The organism is Pedobacter sp. SG908 (assembly GCF_011759615.1).
In the GTDB taxonomy this organism is placed as follows: domain Bacteria; phylum Bacteroidota; class Bacteroidia; order Sphingobacteriales; family Sphingobacteriaceae; genus Pedobacter; species Pedobacter riviphilus.
Window position 1 is genome coordinate 3,406,581 of sequence record NZ_JAAOYY010000001.1, and the last position, 16,191, is coordinate 3,422,771.

The window sequence follows — 16,191 nt, forward strand, 5'->3', positions numbered from 1 at the left end:
AAATCCTTTTCATGTACCCAAAATATAAGGCCCTTCCTGGTGCCGTTACAATTTGTTTGCTTTTTTTACTCAATTTATTTAACCTGCAAGCCAATGCCCAAATTAAGGTAAGCGGAAAAGTGATCAATGCCCAGAATCAAAGTGTTCATAAAGCCACGATTAAATTTAAAAATGGCAAAGATCAGTTAAATACCATTAGCGATTCGTTAGGGAATTTCTCGATGATCTTACCTAAAACTGCCAATTATGCTGTCACCGTGAGTGCCATTGGTTATAGCAGTTTTAGCCGGATTTACCCTATAAATCATACTGGCGATTTAAATCTTGATGCCATCGTATTGCAAACTTCAAATGAAGAATTACAAACGGTTGAAGTAGTAGGTACCAACGGCAAAAAATATTATGGCAATTATTCCTTTTCGGCTACAAAAACGGCTACTTTGAATAAAGACATTCCTCAGGCTATCTCTTCGGTTTCAAAAGAATTGATTGCCGATAGGCAGGCGGCTGTATTAGCTGATGCCGTTAAAAACGTAACCAGTGTATCGCAAAGCAGTTATTATAACCAATTCTCCATCAGGGGAATCAACCAAAATGAAGAAGGTGCGATTATTAACGGCATGCGTACCCGCCAGTTTTATTTCAACCAACCACTAACCAATAACCTCGAACGGATCGAAGTCATAAAAGGTCCTGCAAGCGCCACATTTTCGAGCGTAGATCCGGGGGGAAGTATTAATCTGGTGACTAAAAAACCTTTGGCAGAAGACCGCAAGGAAATCAGCATCTCAGCCGGAAGTTTTAGTACAGTACGTGGTGCATTAGACTTTACAGGTCCGTTAAATTCGGATAAAACGTTGCTGTATCGACTTAATCTTGGGTATGAAGACAGCAAAAGTTTCAGAGACCTGCAGTACAGAAAGGGTTATATGATTGCGCCTTCCTTTTCGTACATTCCGAATGACCGTACCAGTTTAAATGTTGAGGTTGTGGTGAACAACAGCAATTCGAGATTAGACCGTGGACAAGCAATTTTTGGCGCCATTGCCGGACAAACCGATTTAAAAAGCACACCGATCAATTTTAATATGGGCGCCAGTAACGATCGCTTTAACAGTCAGGATTTAATGCTGATGACCAATTTTTCTCATCGTTTTAACCAGGATATTGTATTTAATGTGGCTTACATGAAACAAAACTGGAACGAAGATCTTTTGGAACATCGTACCACCAATGCTTTCGGGGTTGATGAAAACAATCAACCCATCCCTACCCTTGCGGCCATGCGGGCAGTTCAGCGTCAGCAAAAGTGGCGCACCGATAATTTAAGCACCTATTTCAGTGTAAATGCCAATACGTTTAGCTTAAACCATAAAATGGTAATTGGTTATGATCGGATCAATACCCAGAAACTACGCGGTGGCGGCGAAAATGCTGCACAAGGTTACCGCCTGAAAGATGGTACCATTGCAAGCAAGTATGATGCAACAAAAAAAGATCTCTATTTATTAAAAATGGTAAATGGTGTAAATGCACCTGTGCCCAACGTAGAACATTTTAACCTCGCCAACCCAAGTTATACGATCAAAAATTTAAGCGATTATATTTTTACCAAAACTGAAATCCCGCCAGCCTATAATTTAGTCAATGCCGTTTATTTTCAGGATCAGATCAATTATGATAAGCTTACCTTAACCCTCGGCCTGAGACAGGAGTGGTACGAAGATTATAGTAATTATGAATTGGCTACGCAAAAGAAGATTTATCAGCAAAAGCTTTTGCCGAGGGTTGGGATAACCTATGCAGTAACTTCAAACGTTAACCTTTATGGAACTTATTTACAAGGCTACCAACCGCAGGGCAATACTTCAACCCTGGTAATTGTACCACCACCTGCAGGTACCAATTTTAAACCCTTAACAAGTGATTTAAAAGAGATTGGTGCAAAATCAGAATGGTTGAATAAAAGTTTAATGGTTAACGTTTCGTTATTCGAAATTAACCAGAAAAACCTATTGATGAATGCTAACGACCCTTTGGATGTGAACCGCTTAATTGAACGTGGCGCACAGCGCAGCCGTGGTTTCGAATTTGAAGCTTCAGGTTTCATCAGCCGAAATTGGCAGTTTAATGCAGGTTACAGTTATATAGATGCCATTATTATGGATGATTTCAACCCATCTTTAATTGGTCAGCGCGTACAGAACACGCCAAAACACAGTGCCAGCTTCTGGACACGTTATAATTTTGAAACGCAAAAACTGAAAGGCATTGGTTTTGGTGCAGGTTTACAATATAGCGGTACCAAACTACCGTTGTACATCAGAGATTTTACACTTCCGGCCTACACCCTTGTTGATGCCGCAGTTTATTATTCGCCTGCAGGCTCTAAGGTACAGTTGGCCATAAACATGAACAACATCTTAAATAAAACCTATTGGGTAGGTGCGCAAAATTACCTGCGCCTTTTCCCTGGCACACCAAGAAATGTAATGTTTAACGTAACCTATAGAATATAATGTCAGGTAGAATAAGTACAATTGCGAAACAAACATTTAAAACCGCCTTTAACAATAGCGCCACCCTGGCCTTAACCCTTTTATTGGGTTTATCGCTCTGTTTGGCTACCTATGTGGGTTGGCAAAACTTTAAAACGCAAAACAATCAACGGCTCCATTATAAAGCGCTGGTCAGGGCACAATGGTTAGCCAAACCAGATAAACATCCCCACCGGATGGCGCACTACGGTTACCTCGCCTTTCGCGAAAAACATGAACTCAGTTTCTTTGATTTTGGCATAGAAAGTTTCGCTGGGGTATCGATTTTTTTAGAGGCACATAAACAGAACACCGTTAATTTTAGCGAAGCAGGTTTTACAAACGGCATGTTAAGTTTTGGCGAAATCAGCGTAGCCATGGTATTACAACTGCTGGTACCTTTACTCATTTTCTTTTTGGGTTATAACAGCATATCGGCAGAACGCGAATCGGGCACCTTAAAAATCCTGTTGTGCCAGGATATAAGCTGGAAACAGCTCCTTTGGGGTAAAACAATAGGCATTATCGGCATTTGCCTTTCTATATTTATTCCGCTCATACTGCTCACCATCTTGTTATGGGCATCATTAAGCCATTGGCAAGTCAGTATGGATTCAGCCTTACGCCTATTACTCCTGGTTTTAACTTATGCCATCTATTTTTTCATTATGTCGGCCATTACCGTTTTGGTTTCTGCCTTTGCCCGCAGTTCTAAATCGGCCTTAATCACCTTATTGGCCTGCTGGATATTTTTCATGGTCATTATGCCCCGAATTACCCAAGCAGTTGGTGTAAAAATCCATCCTTCACCGTCTAAAATAGAATTTGCCGATGCCATTGCCGCAGATGTTCATGAGCAGGGAGATAGCCATAACCCTAATGACCCGCATTATGCAGCCATTAAAGATTCGCTATTGAAAGCTTACGCTGTGGATGATGTTAAAAAACTCCCTTTTAATTACGGAGGTTATATTATGGCAGAGGGCGAAAAGATTACCTCAAAAATTTATAGTCAGCACCAAAATGAGCTGAATCATATTTTCGAAAAACAGAACAGCATTACTGCCTTTGCGGGTTTCTTAAACCCTTATTTATTGCTAAAACATATTTCAATGTCCTTAACCGCCTCTGACTTTAATACCTTCGTCGATTTTCAGCATCAGGCAGAAAATTACCGCTATCTACTTGCCCAAAAGATGAATAGGCTACAGATTGATAAGATCAGCAACATTGCACCTGGCGAAGAAGAAAAACCGCTAGCCATCAGTAAGACAAACTGGGCCGAGCAACCAGATTTCAATTACCGTTTCAAAAAATTAGGCGTCGTTTTATCGAATGAGATACTAGCGCTTAGTGCCTTAATCTTCTGGTTATTGGTTACGGTTATTTTGCTTCAATGTACACCCAAATGGATTAAAACGATATAACAAAAAGCATGAAAAAAAGTAGATATCACCTTGAATTTAAACTGTTTTTTAGAAGCGCTTCATCGTGGATTGGGATTGTTGTGCTCCTGATAACCGGTTTTGCCGGCCTATATTTTGGCAAAACCTTCATCGCCAAGCAACAGGCTGTAATCGAAAAAGCAGCAATATTGCAAAAGAAAAATACCCTAAATAATATCGATCATTTTGGTAAAGATATTGGCCTGTTATTTTTCCATAATAAGTTTACGCTGGCAAATGCTCCAGATAACTGGGCGGCATTTGCCAATGGACAGCGCGATATAAACCCTTATTTAATCTCGGTAACCATGTTGGGACTTGAAGGGCAACTTTATGATACCGATATCAATAATCCTGTTAGCCTGCTTTTGGGTAATATGGATCTTAGTTTCGTTTATATCTTTTTGTTCCCATTGGTTATTATTGCCTTTACCTACAATCTACTTTCAGAACAAAAGGAAAGTGGTATATGGTCACTCTTAAGGGCACAGACCAACCAGTCTTATCAGGTCATCTGGCAAAAATTTTTAGTCAGACTAGTGGTGATTTTTGCTGTTGCACTATTGCTGTTATTTATAGCGATGCTTTACTTAGCACTCCCGCAAGATCTTACCCTCCTTTCGGTCACCATACTCATTTTAATTTACCTGACCTTTTGGTTTGCCCTTTCATTTTTTTTCATTTCTTTAGGCAAGTCGTCTAATTTTAATGCATCGGCACTGATAGCTGTCTGGGTACTGTTCTGCATCGTAATTCCGGCATCTTTCAATCTTTTTCTGACCCGAAAATACCCGGTACCTGAAGCTTTGCAAAATGTAATTAACCAACGCGAAGGCTACCATGAAAAATGGGATATGGCTAAAGAAGTTACCATGAAACCCTTTTTTAAACATTATCCCCAGCTGAAGAAATATCCTTTCCCAGAGAAAAAAACCTTTAGCTGGTATTGGTATTATGCCATGCAGCAAATGGGCGATGACCAGGCAGCAGCAAGTAGGTTAGCGATTGAAAAGAAACTTGCCAGCAGGCAGCATTTTACTGATATTTTTGCACTTTTCTTCCCTACCATACAAACGCAGCTTGGGGTAAATAAAATGGCCGGATCAGATCTGGATACACATCTTGAATTTCAACGGGCGGTCAGAAAATACCATGAGCAGATCCGCTTACATTTTTATCCAGCCATTTTTCTTAATCAACCAGTTGATCGTACAGATATTAAAAATTATAAACTGGAAAAATATAATCGGCAAAAGGTTCCAACGATATGGACCAATATGCTTTCAGTGTCACTGCTAACCATAGTTATTATTGGTGCCACGGTTTTCAACTTAAAAAGATTCAATAATTAACGCGTTAAACAAAATGAGGTGTAGCGCAGCGGAATGGAGAGATCTTTGAACTATGTTAAAAGATTTCTCCACTACGGAAATGGCGATACTTTGAGACCATTCACCTTCTGTATCCATCTGTCCTAACAACTTCACTTGCCGATAACCAGTTAACCGATTTAAAAATTAACCTGTTATCCCCCCGAACAAATGAAGCAATGACCAATGACTAATGAACAAATACTACAGCGGATAAGCCGTTTCACTTTTTGGCTCTGAGAGTACAAAATAACTTTGAACGGTTGTAATATTGGGCAGTGTAGCCAGTTTATTCCGTAAAAATTCGTGGTAGGCATCCATATCTTTAGTGGCAATACGGAGAATAAAATCGTGAGCCCCAGTCATTTGAAGGCACTCCATTACTTCTCCAAACTTAGAAACCTCTGTTTCAAATTCGATCAGGGTTTTAGCGGTATGCTCTTTCAGCAACACATGTGAGAAAGCAATCAGATTTCTATTGATTTTTTTCCGGTCAAGAATGGCCACGATTCTTTTGATATAACCTTGTTCCTTTAATCTCCTGATGCGTTCGTGTATGGTTGCTATAGACTTGTGCAGCTTTAATGATACCTCTTTATGGGTCAAAGCGGCATCATGCTGCAGTAATTTTAAAATTTCGATATCAACCTGGTCTAAATCTCCGTGTATCATTTGCGATAATGGATTGAAAAAAAAGATAATGGGCGTCTAAAAATTAAACCAAAACTGAAATAAAAACTAATAATAAACCAAAAAAACAGAAAATTTACGTAAAAAACAACTTGTATTGATATAAATAATAATAATATAGAGTTTTACCGAAATTAATAATCACAGTTACTTTATCTGATTGATTTAAGAAACATCCATGGGAACATTAACAGCAAATGCAATGACTTCTGCAAAAAAGGGAAAATTTGAACATTTATCGCTTCTGATTGGTAACACACCAATGCTGGAGCTTACTTATACTTACAAGGGAAGTACAGGTAAAATTTACGTTAAATGTGAGCATTATAACCTCACTGGCAGCATTAAAGATAGGATGGCGCTTTATACCTTAAAAAAGGCCTATACTGAAGGTAAAATCAAAGCCGGAGACCGTATTGTTGAGGCTACGAGCGGTAATACCGGGATTGCATTTGCAGCAATAGGCAAAGCCCTGGGCCATCCGGTTACCATCATTATGCCTAACTGGCTGAGCAAAGAGCGTATGGATATTATTAAAAGTTTAGGTGCCGAAATTATTCTGGTAAGCAAAGAAGAAGGTGGTTTTATCAGCAGTATTAAACTTGCAGAAGAGATGGCCGCAAATAATCAGGATATCTTTTTACCAAAACAGTTCGAAAATATTGCCAATCCAGAAGCACATGAGCATACTACAGGTAAGGAAATCTGGAGGCAATTGCAATTGAAAAATCTATCGCCAGATGCTTTTGTTGCCGGAGTAGGTACCGGAGGAACCATCATGGGCGTAGGTAATTTTTTAAGAAAGCAAAATGCAGATATTAAAATACACCCGCTTGAACCTGCAGAATCACCTACTTTAACTACGGGTTATAAAGTAGGCAGCCATAGAATCCAAGGCATTTCTGATGAGTTTATTCCTGAAATTGTTAAACTGAGTGAGCTGGATGAGGTAGTACAGGTAAACGATGGCGATGCCATACTCATGGCGCAAAAACTAGCCGAGAAACTTGGCTTAGCGGTAGGTATCTCATCAGGGGCCAATGTAATAGGTGCCATCAAACAACAGCAAAAAATGGGAATTGACAGCTGTGTAGTAACCATATTTTCTGATAGCAACAAGAAATATTTAAGTACCGATTTAATGAAGTTAGAACCCGTTAAAACAGGATATATTACCCCTCAAGTAGATTTTCTGGATTACCAGGCTTTTAGCAGATTACACTAACCACCACAACCAATAACCACAACATGAAAAAAATCATCTTTTTGTTATGCACCGTATGCCTGATTAACCTAAGTGCATACAGCCAAATCTTAAAGCCTGTAACCTGGAGTTATGCAGCTAAAAAAACCGGCCCAAATACGGCAACAGTTTTTATAAAGGCTACTGTAGATCAGGGCTGGCACCTTTATTCGCAATTTGTTAAAGATGGAGGCCCTGTTAAAACAACCTTTACTTTTCCAGCATCTGGTGCTTATTCCCTGATTGGAAAAACAATCGAACCTAAAGCGGTAACCAAATTCGAATCTACTTTTAAAATGGATGTGAGCTATTTCGAAAAGTCGGTCGTATTTCAACAGAAAGTGAAGCTAAATGGCAAAACTGCAACCATTAAAGGCAACGTAGAGTTTATGGTATGCGACGATAAGCAATGTTTACCACCAGAGCAGGTTGAATTTAGTATTCCTGTAAAATAATAGCGTATTCAAGCATATGATATCCTTAAAAAAAATCTGTCTCGGCTTGCTGTTCTGTTGTGCCATATCCTTAAATGGATATGCACAGGATAGCTCCGGTACCGACGACCTCACTTTTACAGAGATTAAGCCAGAAGCGCCCGATAGTACAATTAAAGCAGCTGATACTGTTGCTAAAATAGCAGCCGCGGCGCCTACTACGATTAAACAAACTGTTACGCCATCAAAAGAAGAACACAAAACCTTGTGGGGAATTTTTATTGCGGGTTTTGTTGGCGGTCTAGCAGCCTTGTTGATGCCCTGCATCTTCCCCATGCTGCCCCTTACGGTAAGTTTTTTCACCAAAGGATCAGAAAAAGGAAGAGCCTTTCGGCGTGCAGCATTGTATGGTTTTTTCATTATCCTGATTTATGTAGTACTTGGGCTTTTGGTTACGGTAATTTTTGGTGCCGATGCCTTAAACAGTCTATCTACCAATGGCATATTCAATTTCTTTTTCTTCTTATTGCTGGTTGTTTTTGCGGCTTCGTTTTTAGGTGCTTTCGAAATTACCCTACCCTCTTCCTGGGTAAATAAAATGGATGCCAATTCAGATAAGGGCGGCATTGCTGGATTATTTTTTATGGCCGGAACACTGGCCTTAGTATCTTTTTCTTGCACTGGCCCCATTATAGGCACTTTATTGGTGCAGGCAGCCACTACTGGTGCTTTATTAGGGCCCGCAATTGGCATGTTTGGCTTTTCTTTGGCTCTTGCCATTCCTTTTGCCTTATTTGCACTATTCCCGTCTGCAATGAGCAAACTACCAAAATCTGGTGGTTGGCTAAATAGCGTTAAGGTTGTGCTCGGCTTTCTGGAGCTTGCTTTTGCACTGAAATTCTTAAGCAATGTAGATCTGGCCTACCATTGGGAATGGTTTGACCGAGAGATATTCTTAAGCCTTTGGATTGTTATTTTCGGGATGATGGGCATTTATCTTTTGGGTAAACTAAAGTTTTCGCATGATAGCCCGCTGGCATTTATCTCTGTGCCCAGGCTTTTTCTAGCTACTGTAGTATTGGCCTTTACCATTTACTTAATCCCGGGTATGTGGGGTGCGCCATTAAGGAGTATTTCTGCTTTTCTTCCACCACAGGAAACACAGGATTTCGATCTATATACCGCCAATTTATTAGCCGGAAAACAGGCTGCAACAAATGATGGTCCGCATAAATATGCAGATAAATTTCATGCGCCTTTAAAGCTGAATGCCTATTTCGATTATAATGAAGGTTTAGCTGCAGCTAAAAGGCTGAACAAACCTGTACTAATCGATTTCACCGGCCATGCCTGCGTAAACTGCAGAAAAATGGAAGCCAATGTTTGGCCAGATAAAGATGTATATAAAATGATCAGTAACGATTATATATTGATCCAGTTATATGTGGATGATAAAACAGCACTGGCTCCTGCTGATGTAACCATTACACCTGAAGGAAGGAAACTCAGCACCATCGGCAAAAAATGGAGCGATCTGCAAGCGAGGAAATTCCAATCCAATTCGCAGCCTTTTTATGTATTACTCGATCCAAAAACAGAAGCATTATTGGCACCACCACAGGGCGCTGATTACGAAATAGCCAATTATAAAAAATTCTTAGCAAGTGGTTTAAACGCTTTCCACTAAACGGATAGGACTTAAAAGCGTTGATTTTAATTTTAGTTAATGATGTAAGGACAGTACCGGATGGTCTGTCCTTTTTTTATCTTTTTTTCAACGGATAAATCTACTATCAATTATAAAATACTTTTGAAGTGTTACGACAGGCTCTCCGTAGGAGTCCTTTGGACAACATGACAGCATCTGATGAGAAATTAACTTATCATGTAACCTTTTTTCTTAAAAAATCTTACCATTACCTTTCCCCATATTTCGTATTGCATTTGTTACTTTTGATTACGACCTCTCCACCACTATTTCAAACGTTTGAAAAGCGCTTAAAGCTGTTTATCTAAATAACTGCCCATTTCTACAGGATGGAACAGGATGGCCCTATCAATTTTAAACGCTAAACTCGTTTAAACTATTTAACCAAATATTTCCTTTTTATTAATGGTGTTTCATTTTAATATGGAACTGAAATTATCATTTAACTACCAATTCAGAGATGAAGAAAGTTTTGCTTACCTGTTGATTTCGAATAAAAGTGAAAAAAGTGGTTTATGTTTTATACTAACCGTAGAACCTACACAACCTTTTATCCATTAAATTAAGCCCATAACCAAATATAATGAAGCATATTTACCTCTTTTTAATAGTTGCGTTCCTGCCCTTTATCGCGTTGGCACAACAATCACCTAATCAAAGAAAAACCTACAACTTTAACCCTGGCTGGAAACTCTTTGTAGGTGATTTATTAGGTGCAGAAAGCACCGATTTTGACGACAAAGCATGGAAAGCCATTACCCTACCCTATGCCTGGAACGAAGATGAAGCCTTTAAAAAATCGATAGAAGATTTATCGACTGGCATTGCCTGGTACCGCAAGCATTTCACCATTTCTGAAGCTACTCCAAGCAGTAAAATATTCCTTGAATTTGAGGGTATCAGGCAGGCAGGTGAATTTTACCTGAACGGGAAATTTATTGGAAGACATGAAAACGGGGTAATGGCTTTCGGGTTCGACATTAGTGCATTAATTAATCAGAACAAAGAAAATGTAATAGCAGTTAGGATTGATAACGCCTGGAACTACAGAGAAAAAGCAACCAATTCTGGCTACCAATGGAACGACAAAAACTTTAATGCCAATTATGGTGGGATCTCTAAAAATGTCCGTTTGCATATTACGGGTAATATATACCAAACACTTCCACTTTTTTCAACCTTGAAAACTACTGGTAACTACTGTTACGCGAAAGATTTTAATATTAAAGATAAATCGGCCGTGATCGTTTCCGAATCGCAGGTTAAAAATGAAAGCACTGCAGATCAGAAACTGGTATACGAAGTGGAGCTAAAAGATCTCGATGGAAAAATCGTAAAAACTTTTAAATCAGCAGTAACCACCGTCAAAGCTGGCGATACGCTAACTTTAAAAGCCGAGGCATTGGTAACAGGCTTAAACTTTTGGAGCTGGGGCTACGGCTACTTGTACACGGTTACTTCAAGATTAAAATCTGAAGGCAAACTTATCGATGAGCTGAGCACCAAAACCGGATTTAGAAAAACAGCATTTAAAAACGGGATGGTTTATTTGAACGACCGGGTATTGATGATGAAGGGCTATGCCCAGCGCAGCAGTAATGAGTGGCCGGCAATCGGTTTATCGGTACCGCCATGGCTAAGCGATTACAGCAATCAATTAATGGTAGAAAGCAACGCTAATTTGGTTCGCTGGATGCACATTACACCTTGGAAACAGGATATAGAATCTTGCGACCGCGTAGGTTTAATCCAAGCCATGCCCGCCGGAGATTCGGAAAAAGATGTAACCGGAACGCGCTGGGATCAACGAAAAGCGGTAATGACAGATGCCATTATTTACAACCGAAATAACCCAAGCATCGTTTTTTACGAATGCGGAAATGAATCGATCAGTGCAGCGCATATGCAGGAAATGAAAGACATTAGAAACCTTTACGACCCAAATGGCGGCAGAGCAATCGGATCGAGAGAAATGCTCGATATTCCCGAAGCCGAATACGGAGGCGAAATGTTGTACATCAATAAAAGCGCAACCAAACCCGTATGGTCTATGGAATATTCGAGAGATGAGGCCCTACGGAAATATTGGGATGAATTCTCCCCTCCCTTCCATGTAAATGGCGCTGGCCCCAAATACAAGGATGCAGATGCAAGCGATTATAATCGCAACCAGGATTCTTTTGCTATTGAAGATGTAATCCGCTGGAACGAATATTATGAAGAACGCCCGGGAACAGGAACCAGGGTAAGTGCTGGCGGGGTAAACATTATATTTTCTGATTCGAATACCCATCACCGCGGTGAAGAAAACTATCGTAGAAGCGGTGAAGTGGATGCCATGCGTATTCCAAAAGATGCCTTTTTTGCGCACAAAGTAATGTGGGATGGCTGGGTTGACGCTAAAAAAACCGGCATCCATTTAATCGGGCACTGGAACTACAAAGCCGGCGTAAAGAAGAACGTATATATAGTGGCTAGCGGCGACAAGGTAGAGCTGATTTTGAATAATAAATCGCTTGGTTTTGGCGAAAAAAGTAATGGTTTTCTGTTCACTTTTAAAAACATAACTTACCAGGCAGGCACAATAAAGGCCATTTCTTATTCTTCAGCAGGAAAAAAGCTTGCAGAAACACAATTAAAAACAGCAGGCAAACCAGTAGGGTTAAAACTTACTGCAATGAAAAACCCAAGCGGTTTTAAGGCTGATGGCGCCGATGTGGTGCTGGTTCAGGTTGAAGTAACAGATCAAGAGGGAAACCGCTGCCCTACGGCTTCAGATATGGTTAACTTTAGTTTAGACGGTCCAGCCGAATGGCGCGGTGGTTTAGCCCAGGGACCGGATAATTATATTTTGGCTAAAAACCTGCCAGTTGAAAATGGGGTAAACAGAGTGCTCATCAGATCGACAACCGCTGCCGGGAAAATTAATTTAACCGCAAAAGCAGAAGGCCTACAATCTGCAAGCCTTTCGTTTGAAACTTTACAAGTTAATACTGTTCAGGGATTATCTAACCAATTACCAAGCGATGGTTTGAAACCGAACTTAAGCAAAGGTGCAACACCCCTTGCCCCCTCATACACAATTTCCCGGAAATCGATTAAAATTGTTGCTGCCGAGGCTGGTGCCAATAATGATAAAGCCAATTTAAGCTTCGATGATAATGAATTGAGCGATTGGGTAAATGATGGAAAGATTGCAACCGCATGGATCAAATATACTTTAGCAAAAGAAAGTACGGTATCAGCAGTTTCGCTAAAATTGAATGGTTTTAGAACCAAAATTTATCCGTTAAGGATCTTGGTTGATCGAAAAGTGGTTTTCGAAGGCAATAGCAAACCTAGTCTGGGTTATTTTACAGCAAATTGCAAGCCAGCAAAGGGAAAAACAGTGACCATACAATTAGTGGGCTCCGGAAAAGATAAAGAAAACTCATATATTGGCGTAGAGGTAAATGGTAAAAAACTTGATGATGGTGTTGACCGTGCAGAAACCAAACTAAAAGGTGGTTTAAGTATTATAGAAGCAGAAATTTACGAGCAACCATAAGTAGACTTCCGAAGTTTTGACAGGCCATGTGCCAGGGCAAACTTCGGAAGTCTTGACCAAAATAAAAAACACCTATGAAAACATTTAAAAAAGCTTACCTCCTACTCTTTAGCTTAACCGCTTTCATCCATACGGTTAATGCGCAGTCTAAAGCCAGCATCGAGGTTAATTTCGACAAGAATATAGCACCCATTAAACCCATTTGGGCCTGGTTTGGTTATGATGAACCAAATTACACCTATATGAAAGATGGCCAGAAGTTATTGACCGAGATTTCTAAATTAAGTCCGGTTCCGGTTTATATACGTGCGCATAACTTGCTAACCTCGGGAGATGGCACCCCTGCTTTAAAATGGGGGTCTACAAATGCCTATACCGAAGATGCCAAAGGTAATCCGGTTTACAACTGGAAAATTGTTGATCAGATTTTCGATACTTACGTAAAAAGGGGGATGAAACCTTTAGCCCAAATTGGCTTTATGCCTGAGGCACTATCAACCAAACCTTTCCCTTACCAGCATAAATGGAAACCAGGCGCACGTTATGATGAAATTTTAACCGGTTGGGCCTACCCTCCAAAGGATTATAAAAAGTGGGGCAATCTGGTATACGAGTGGGTTAAACATAGTGTAGAGCGCTACGGCAAAGCTGAGGTAGAAAGCTGGTATTGGGAAGTATGGAATGAGCCGGATGGCGCTTATTGGAAAGGTACACAAGCCGAATTCTTTAAACTTTACGATTATGCTGCCGATGGACTTAAAAGGGCTTTACCCACCGCAAAAATTGGTGGTGCAAATGTAACAGGTGGGGGCACCAAGTATTTAGATGCTTTTATTAAACATTGTTTAACAGATACCAATTATGTAACGGGCAAAATCGGTTCTCCTTTAGATGCTGTTCTTTTTCATGCGAAAGGCTCGCCAAAGGTAGCTAATGGAACCGTAGTGATGAATGTAAGGGCTCAGCTCCGTAATATTGATGGCAATTATAAAATCATCAGTAAATATCCTCAACTTAAAAATATCCCTGTAATTATCGGCGAATCCGATCCTGAAGGCTGTGCAGCCTGTGGCATGAGTACCAATCCGGAAAATGCCTACCGAAACGGCACCATGTATTCGAGTTATACCGCAGCCTCTTTTGCGCGACTTTACGAACTTACAGATCAATATAAAATCAACCTGTTAGGCGCTGTTACCTGGTCGTTCGAATTTGAAAATCAGCCTTGGTTTGCAGGCTTTCGCGATTTAGCCACCAATGGTGTAGACAAACCTGTTCTAAATGTATTTAGGATGTTTGGCCAGATGAAAGGAAACCGTGTTGAAGCCACAAGCAACCGCATGTACAATCTAAAGTCTGTTTTGGATTCGAGCATCAGAAAACCACAAACAGACATAGGTGTTTTAGCTACTAAAGCCGAGAAAACCGCTGCTGTTATGTTGTGGAATTACCACGATGAGGATAAAGCGGATTCGAAAGATGTTGTTTCCATCTTGTTAAATAAACTACCCACCAAAACAGTAACCATAACCCAATATCGCATTGATAATGAAAACAGTAATTCTTATTCAGAATGGAAAAAAATGGGTTCGCCCCAAAAACCAGATGCAAAACAGATTGCTGCATTAGAAAAATCTGGTCAACTTAAAATGATTGGTAAACCTAGAAAATTTGATGCTACAAGCGGTGCTTTTGAAATGGAATTAGCCAGGCAAGGTGTGGCTTTATTGAAATTGGATTGGTAGGTTATCTCGCATTTATTTGCTACTGAGAACGCAAAATTCCTACTTCCGGTCGTCACCCTTAATTTAGTTTAGGGTCTTAATAGCATGATAGATAGTGACCTGTAGTGAAGCGGAAAGTACGCAGTAAAACAAAGTTAGTCCCCGTGGTCTGTGTCCTCACAGACCACTTTAAATTTATCATCTAAACTAAGGTTTAACCACCAATGGCGCTCCATTTACCATTACGTTCTCAATTTTAACATCCTGATACCTGTTTTTCAGAAATGGTGTTTTTGTCGTTACTTCCAGATCTTTAAAAAGAAAACCCGATACCTTATCTTCAGGATTCCCATCCATTTCACCAAATTTTGTTGCTTCTACTTTAATGTTGGCTAACTTAATGTTCCTGATTGTACCAAATGGTTTTGCTGTACTGCCTGCTAAATCGAAAAATTGTTTCCAAGGGTTTAGATCGATAATTGCACCACATTTCCCAGTAATGTTTTCTACCGTAATGTTTTCGTAAAGCTGAAACGTATCTCCACGCATTTTCATTCTTAAAATGGGACAATTATTCTCTACCCTACAATTGCGTATGGTAATATTGCGTGCATGAATACATTCGCTTCCCATGGTTAAAGTAGCGTGTGATTCGCCAATGGTACAATTTTCAATTAAAACGTTTTCAACAATTCCATTTTCTGGCAGTTTCTGTGCATCGGGGCCTTTGCCACCTTTAATACAAATAGCATCGTCATTCACCGAGATATAACAGTTTCTTATAGTAATTTCCTTACAAAAATCAATATCTATACCATCAGTACTTGGTGCTTTTACGGGCCGAAATGGTGAGCGGATATCGCAATTCTCAATTAATACATGGTTAGATTGATATAAATGAGTTGTCCAGAATCCTGCATTATGTAATTTTACCCCCTTAATATTCACATTATTGCATCCCCAGATAAAAAGTAACCGCGGACGGCTCACCTCCAGGTTTGTAGATTCCTTTCCCAATTTTTTAAGCGAATCACGATGTGCCCAAAATGTTTTCCAGAATTTAAGCCCATTTCCATCAATAGTACCCGGACCCGAAATACTAAAACCATCTACCTTTGTGGCATTAATTAATGCTGCAAAGTATTTAAGGCTCCTCCCTTCCATACGCGATGGGATAAAAGGGTAATCTTGTATATTATCAGATCCTTTAAGCACAGCACCTTCTTGCAACAACAGTTTCGTTTTAGGCTTAAAAAAGAGCGCCCCGGTTAAGTAAACACCTTTAGGAATTACAATCGTTCCTCCGCCTTTTTGATAAGCCTTGTCGATTACACTTTGAATGGCTTTGGTATTCAGTTTGGTGCTATCGGCACCGACACCAAATTTGGTGATGATATAATCTTGAGCCATGGCCTTTATACCAATGGCGGTAAACAAAACGAGTATAATGAGTTTTTTCATGATAAAATGCATATTGATCTGTACAAAGCTTT

Annotated in this window: 11 protein-coding genes; 9 read left to right on the forward strand and 2 right to left on the reverse strand. The window is 39.9% G+C overall.

Annotated elements, in window-relative coordinates; genetic code table 11:
* The first annotated feature begins 11 nt into the window (after window positions 1-11).
* Genes FHT21_RS13885 through FHT21_RS13895 form a run of 3 tightly spaced genes read left to right on the forward strand, consistent with a single transcriptional unit; the run spans window position 12 to window position 5,334 of the window.
* On the forward strand, window positions 12-2,519 hold the full coding sequence (locus FHT21_RS13885; protein WP_167295236.1) for a TonB-dependent receptor: 2,508 nt from the start codon (window positions 12-14) through the stop codon (window positions 2,517-2,519).
* The gene (locus FHT21_RS13890) at window positions 2,519-3,964 is read left to right on the forward strand and encodes a DUF3526 domain-containing protein (protein WP_167295237.1); all 1,446 of its coding nucleotides are present in this window, start codon (window positions 2,519-2,521) and stop codon (window positions 3,962-3,964) included. Before FHT21_RS13885 ends, FHT21_RS13890 begins: the two co-directional genes overlap by 1 nt.
* A gap of 8 nt (window positions 3,965-3,972) precedes the next feature.
* The gene (locus tag FHT21_RS13895; protein ID WP_167295238.1) at window positions 3,973-5,334 is read left to right on the forward strand and encodes a DUF3526 domain-containing protein; all 1,362 of its coding nucleotides are present in this window, start codon (window positions 3,973-3,975) and stop codon (window positions 5,332-5,334) included.
* A gap of 222 nt (window positions 5,335-5,556) precedes the next feature.
* On the opposite strand, the gene FHT21_RS13900 is transcribed toward FHT21_RS13895, so the two are convergent.
* A complete protein-coding gene (locus FHT21_RS13900; RefSeq protein WP_108200359.1) occupies window positions 5,557-6,024 on the reverse strand; it encodes an Lrp/AsnC family transcriptional regulator in 468 nt (155 codons plus the stop codon).
* 196 nt (window positions 6,025-6,220) lie between these two features.
* Between FHT21_RS13900 and FHT21_RS13905 the strand changes: the two genes are divergently transcribed.
* The 6 genes from FHT21_RS13905 to FHT21_RS13930 all read left to right on the forward strand — a co-directional run bounded on the left by FHT21_RS13905 (window position 6,221) and on the right by FHT21_RS13930 (window position 14,719).
* Complete coding sequence (locus FHT21_RS13905; protein WP_167295239.1) at window positions 6,221-7,267, forward strand: PLP-dependent cysteine synthase family protein; 1,047 nt, start codon at window positions 6,221-6,223, stop codon at window positions 7,265-7,267.
* Between the two features lie 23 nt (window positions 7,268-7,290).
* Entirely contained in the window at window positions 7,291-7,740 is a 450-nt protein-coding gene (locus tag FHT21_RS13910) for a protein-disulfide reductase DsbD domain-containing protein (protein ID WP_167295240.1), read from the forward strand.
* Between the two features lie 16 nt (window positions 7,741-7,756).
* Window positions 7,757-9,406 (forward strand): cytochrome c biogenesis protein CcdA, encoded by a 1,650-nt coding sequence (locus FHT21_RS13915; RefSeq protein WP_167295241.1) that lies wholly within the window; start codon window positions 7,757-7,759, stop codon window positions 9,404-9,406.
* 444 nt (window positions 9,407-9,850) lie between these two features.
* Entirely contained in the window at window positions 9,851-9,988 is a 138-nt protein-coding gene (locus tag FHT21_RS13920; protein WP_167295242.1) for a hypothetical protein, read from the forward strand.
* A 22-nt stretch (window positions 9,989-10,010) separates the two neighbouring features.
* Window positions 10,011-12,974 (forward strand): sugar-binding domain-containing protein, encoded by a 2,964-nt coding sequence (locus FHT21_RS13925; protein ID WP_167295243.1) that lies wholly within the window; start codon window positions 10,011-10,013, stop codon window positions 12,972-12,974.
* 74 nt (window positions 12,975-13,048) lie between these two features.
* Entirely contained in the window at window positions 13,049-14,719 is a 1,671-nt protein-coding gene (locus tag FHT21_RS13930) for a beta-xylosidase (RefSeq protein ID WP_167295244.1), read from the forward strand.
* A 186-nt stretch (window positions 14,720-14,905) separates the two neighbouring features.
* Here FHT21_RS13930 and FHT21_RS13935 read toward each other — a convergent pair whose 3' ends face one another.
* A complete protein-coding gene (locus tag FHT21_RS13935; RefSeq protein WP_167295245.1) occupies window positions 14,906-16,159 on the reverse strand; it encodes a glycosyl hydrolase family 28 protein in 1,254 nt (417 codons plus the stop codon).
* Window positions 16,160-16,191 lie beyond the last annotated feature (32 nt).

Coding starts and splice junctions, on each gene's coding strand:
- FHT21_RS13885 (WP_167295236.1), top strand. CDS start 12: ATGTACCCAAAATATAAGGCCCTTCCTGGTGCCGTTACAATTTGTTTG.
- FHT21_RS13890 (WP_167295237.1), top strand. CDS start 2,519: ATGTCAGGTAGAATAAGTACAATTGCGAAACAAACATTTAAAACCGCC.
- FHT21_RS13895 (WP_167295238.1), top strand. CDS start 3,973: ATGAAAAAAAGTAGATATCACCTTGAATTTAAACTGTTTTTTAGAAGC.
- FHT21_RS13900 (WP_108200359.1), bottom strand. CDS start 6,024: ATGATACACGGAGATTTAGACCAGGTTGATATCGAAATTTTAAAATTA.
- FHT21_RS13905 (WP_167295239.1), top strand. CDS start 6,221: ATGGGAACATTAACAGCAAATGCAATGACTTCTGCAAAAAAGGGAAAA.
- FHT21_RS13910 (WP_167295240.1), top strand. CDS start 7,291: ATGAAAAAAATCATCTTTTTGTTATGCACCGTATGCCTGATTAACCTA.
- FHT21_RS13915 (WP_167295241.1), top strand. CDS start 7,757: ATGATATCCTTAAAAAAAATCTGTCTCGGCTTGCTGTTCTGTTGTGCC.
- FHT21_RS13920 (WP_167295242.1), top strand. CDS start 9,851: ATGGAACTGAAATTATCATTTAACTACCAATTCAGAGATGAAGAAAGT.
- FHT21_RS13925 (WP_167295243.1), top strand. CDS start 10,011: ATGAAGCATATTTACCTCTTTTTAATAGTTGCGTTCCTGCCCTTTATC.
- FHT21_RS13930 (WP_167295244.1), top strand. CDS start 13,049: ATGAAAACATTTAAAAAAGCTTACCTCCTACTCTTTAGCTTAACCGCT.
- FHT21_RS13935 (WP_167295245.1), bottom strand. CDS start 16,159: ATGAAAAAACTCATTATACTCGTTTTGTTTACCGCCATTGGTATAAAG.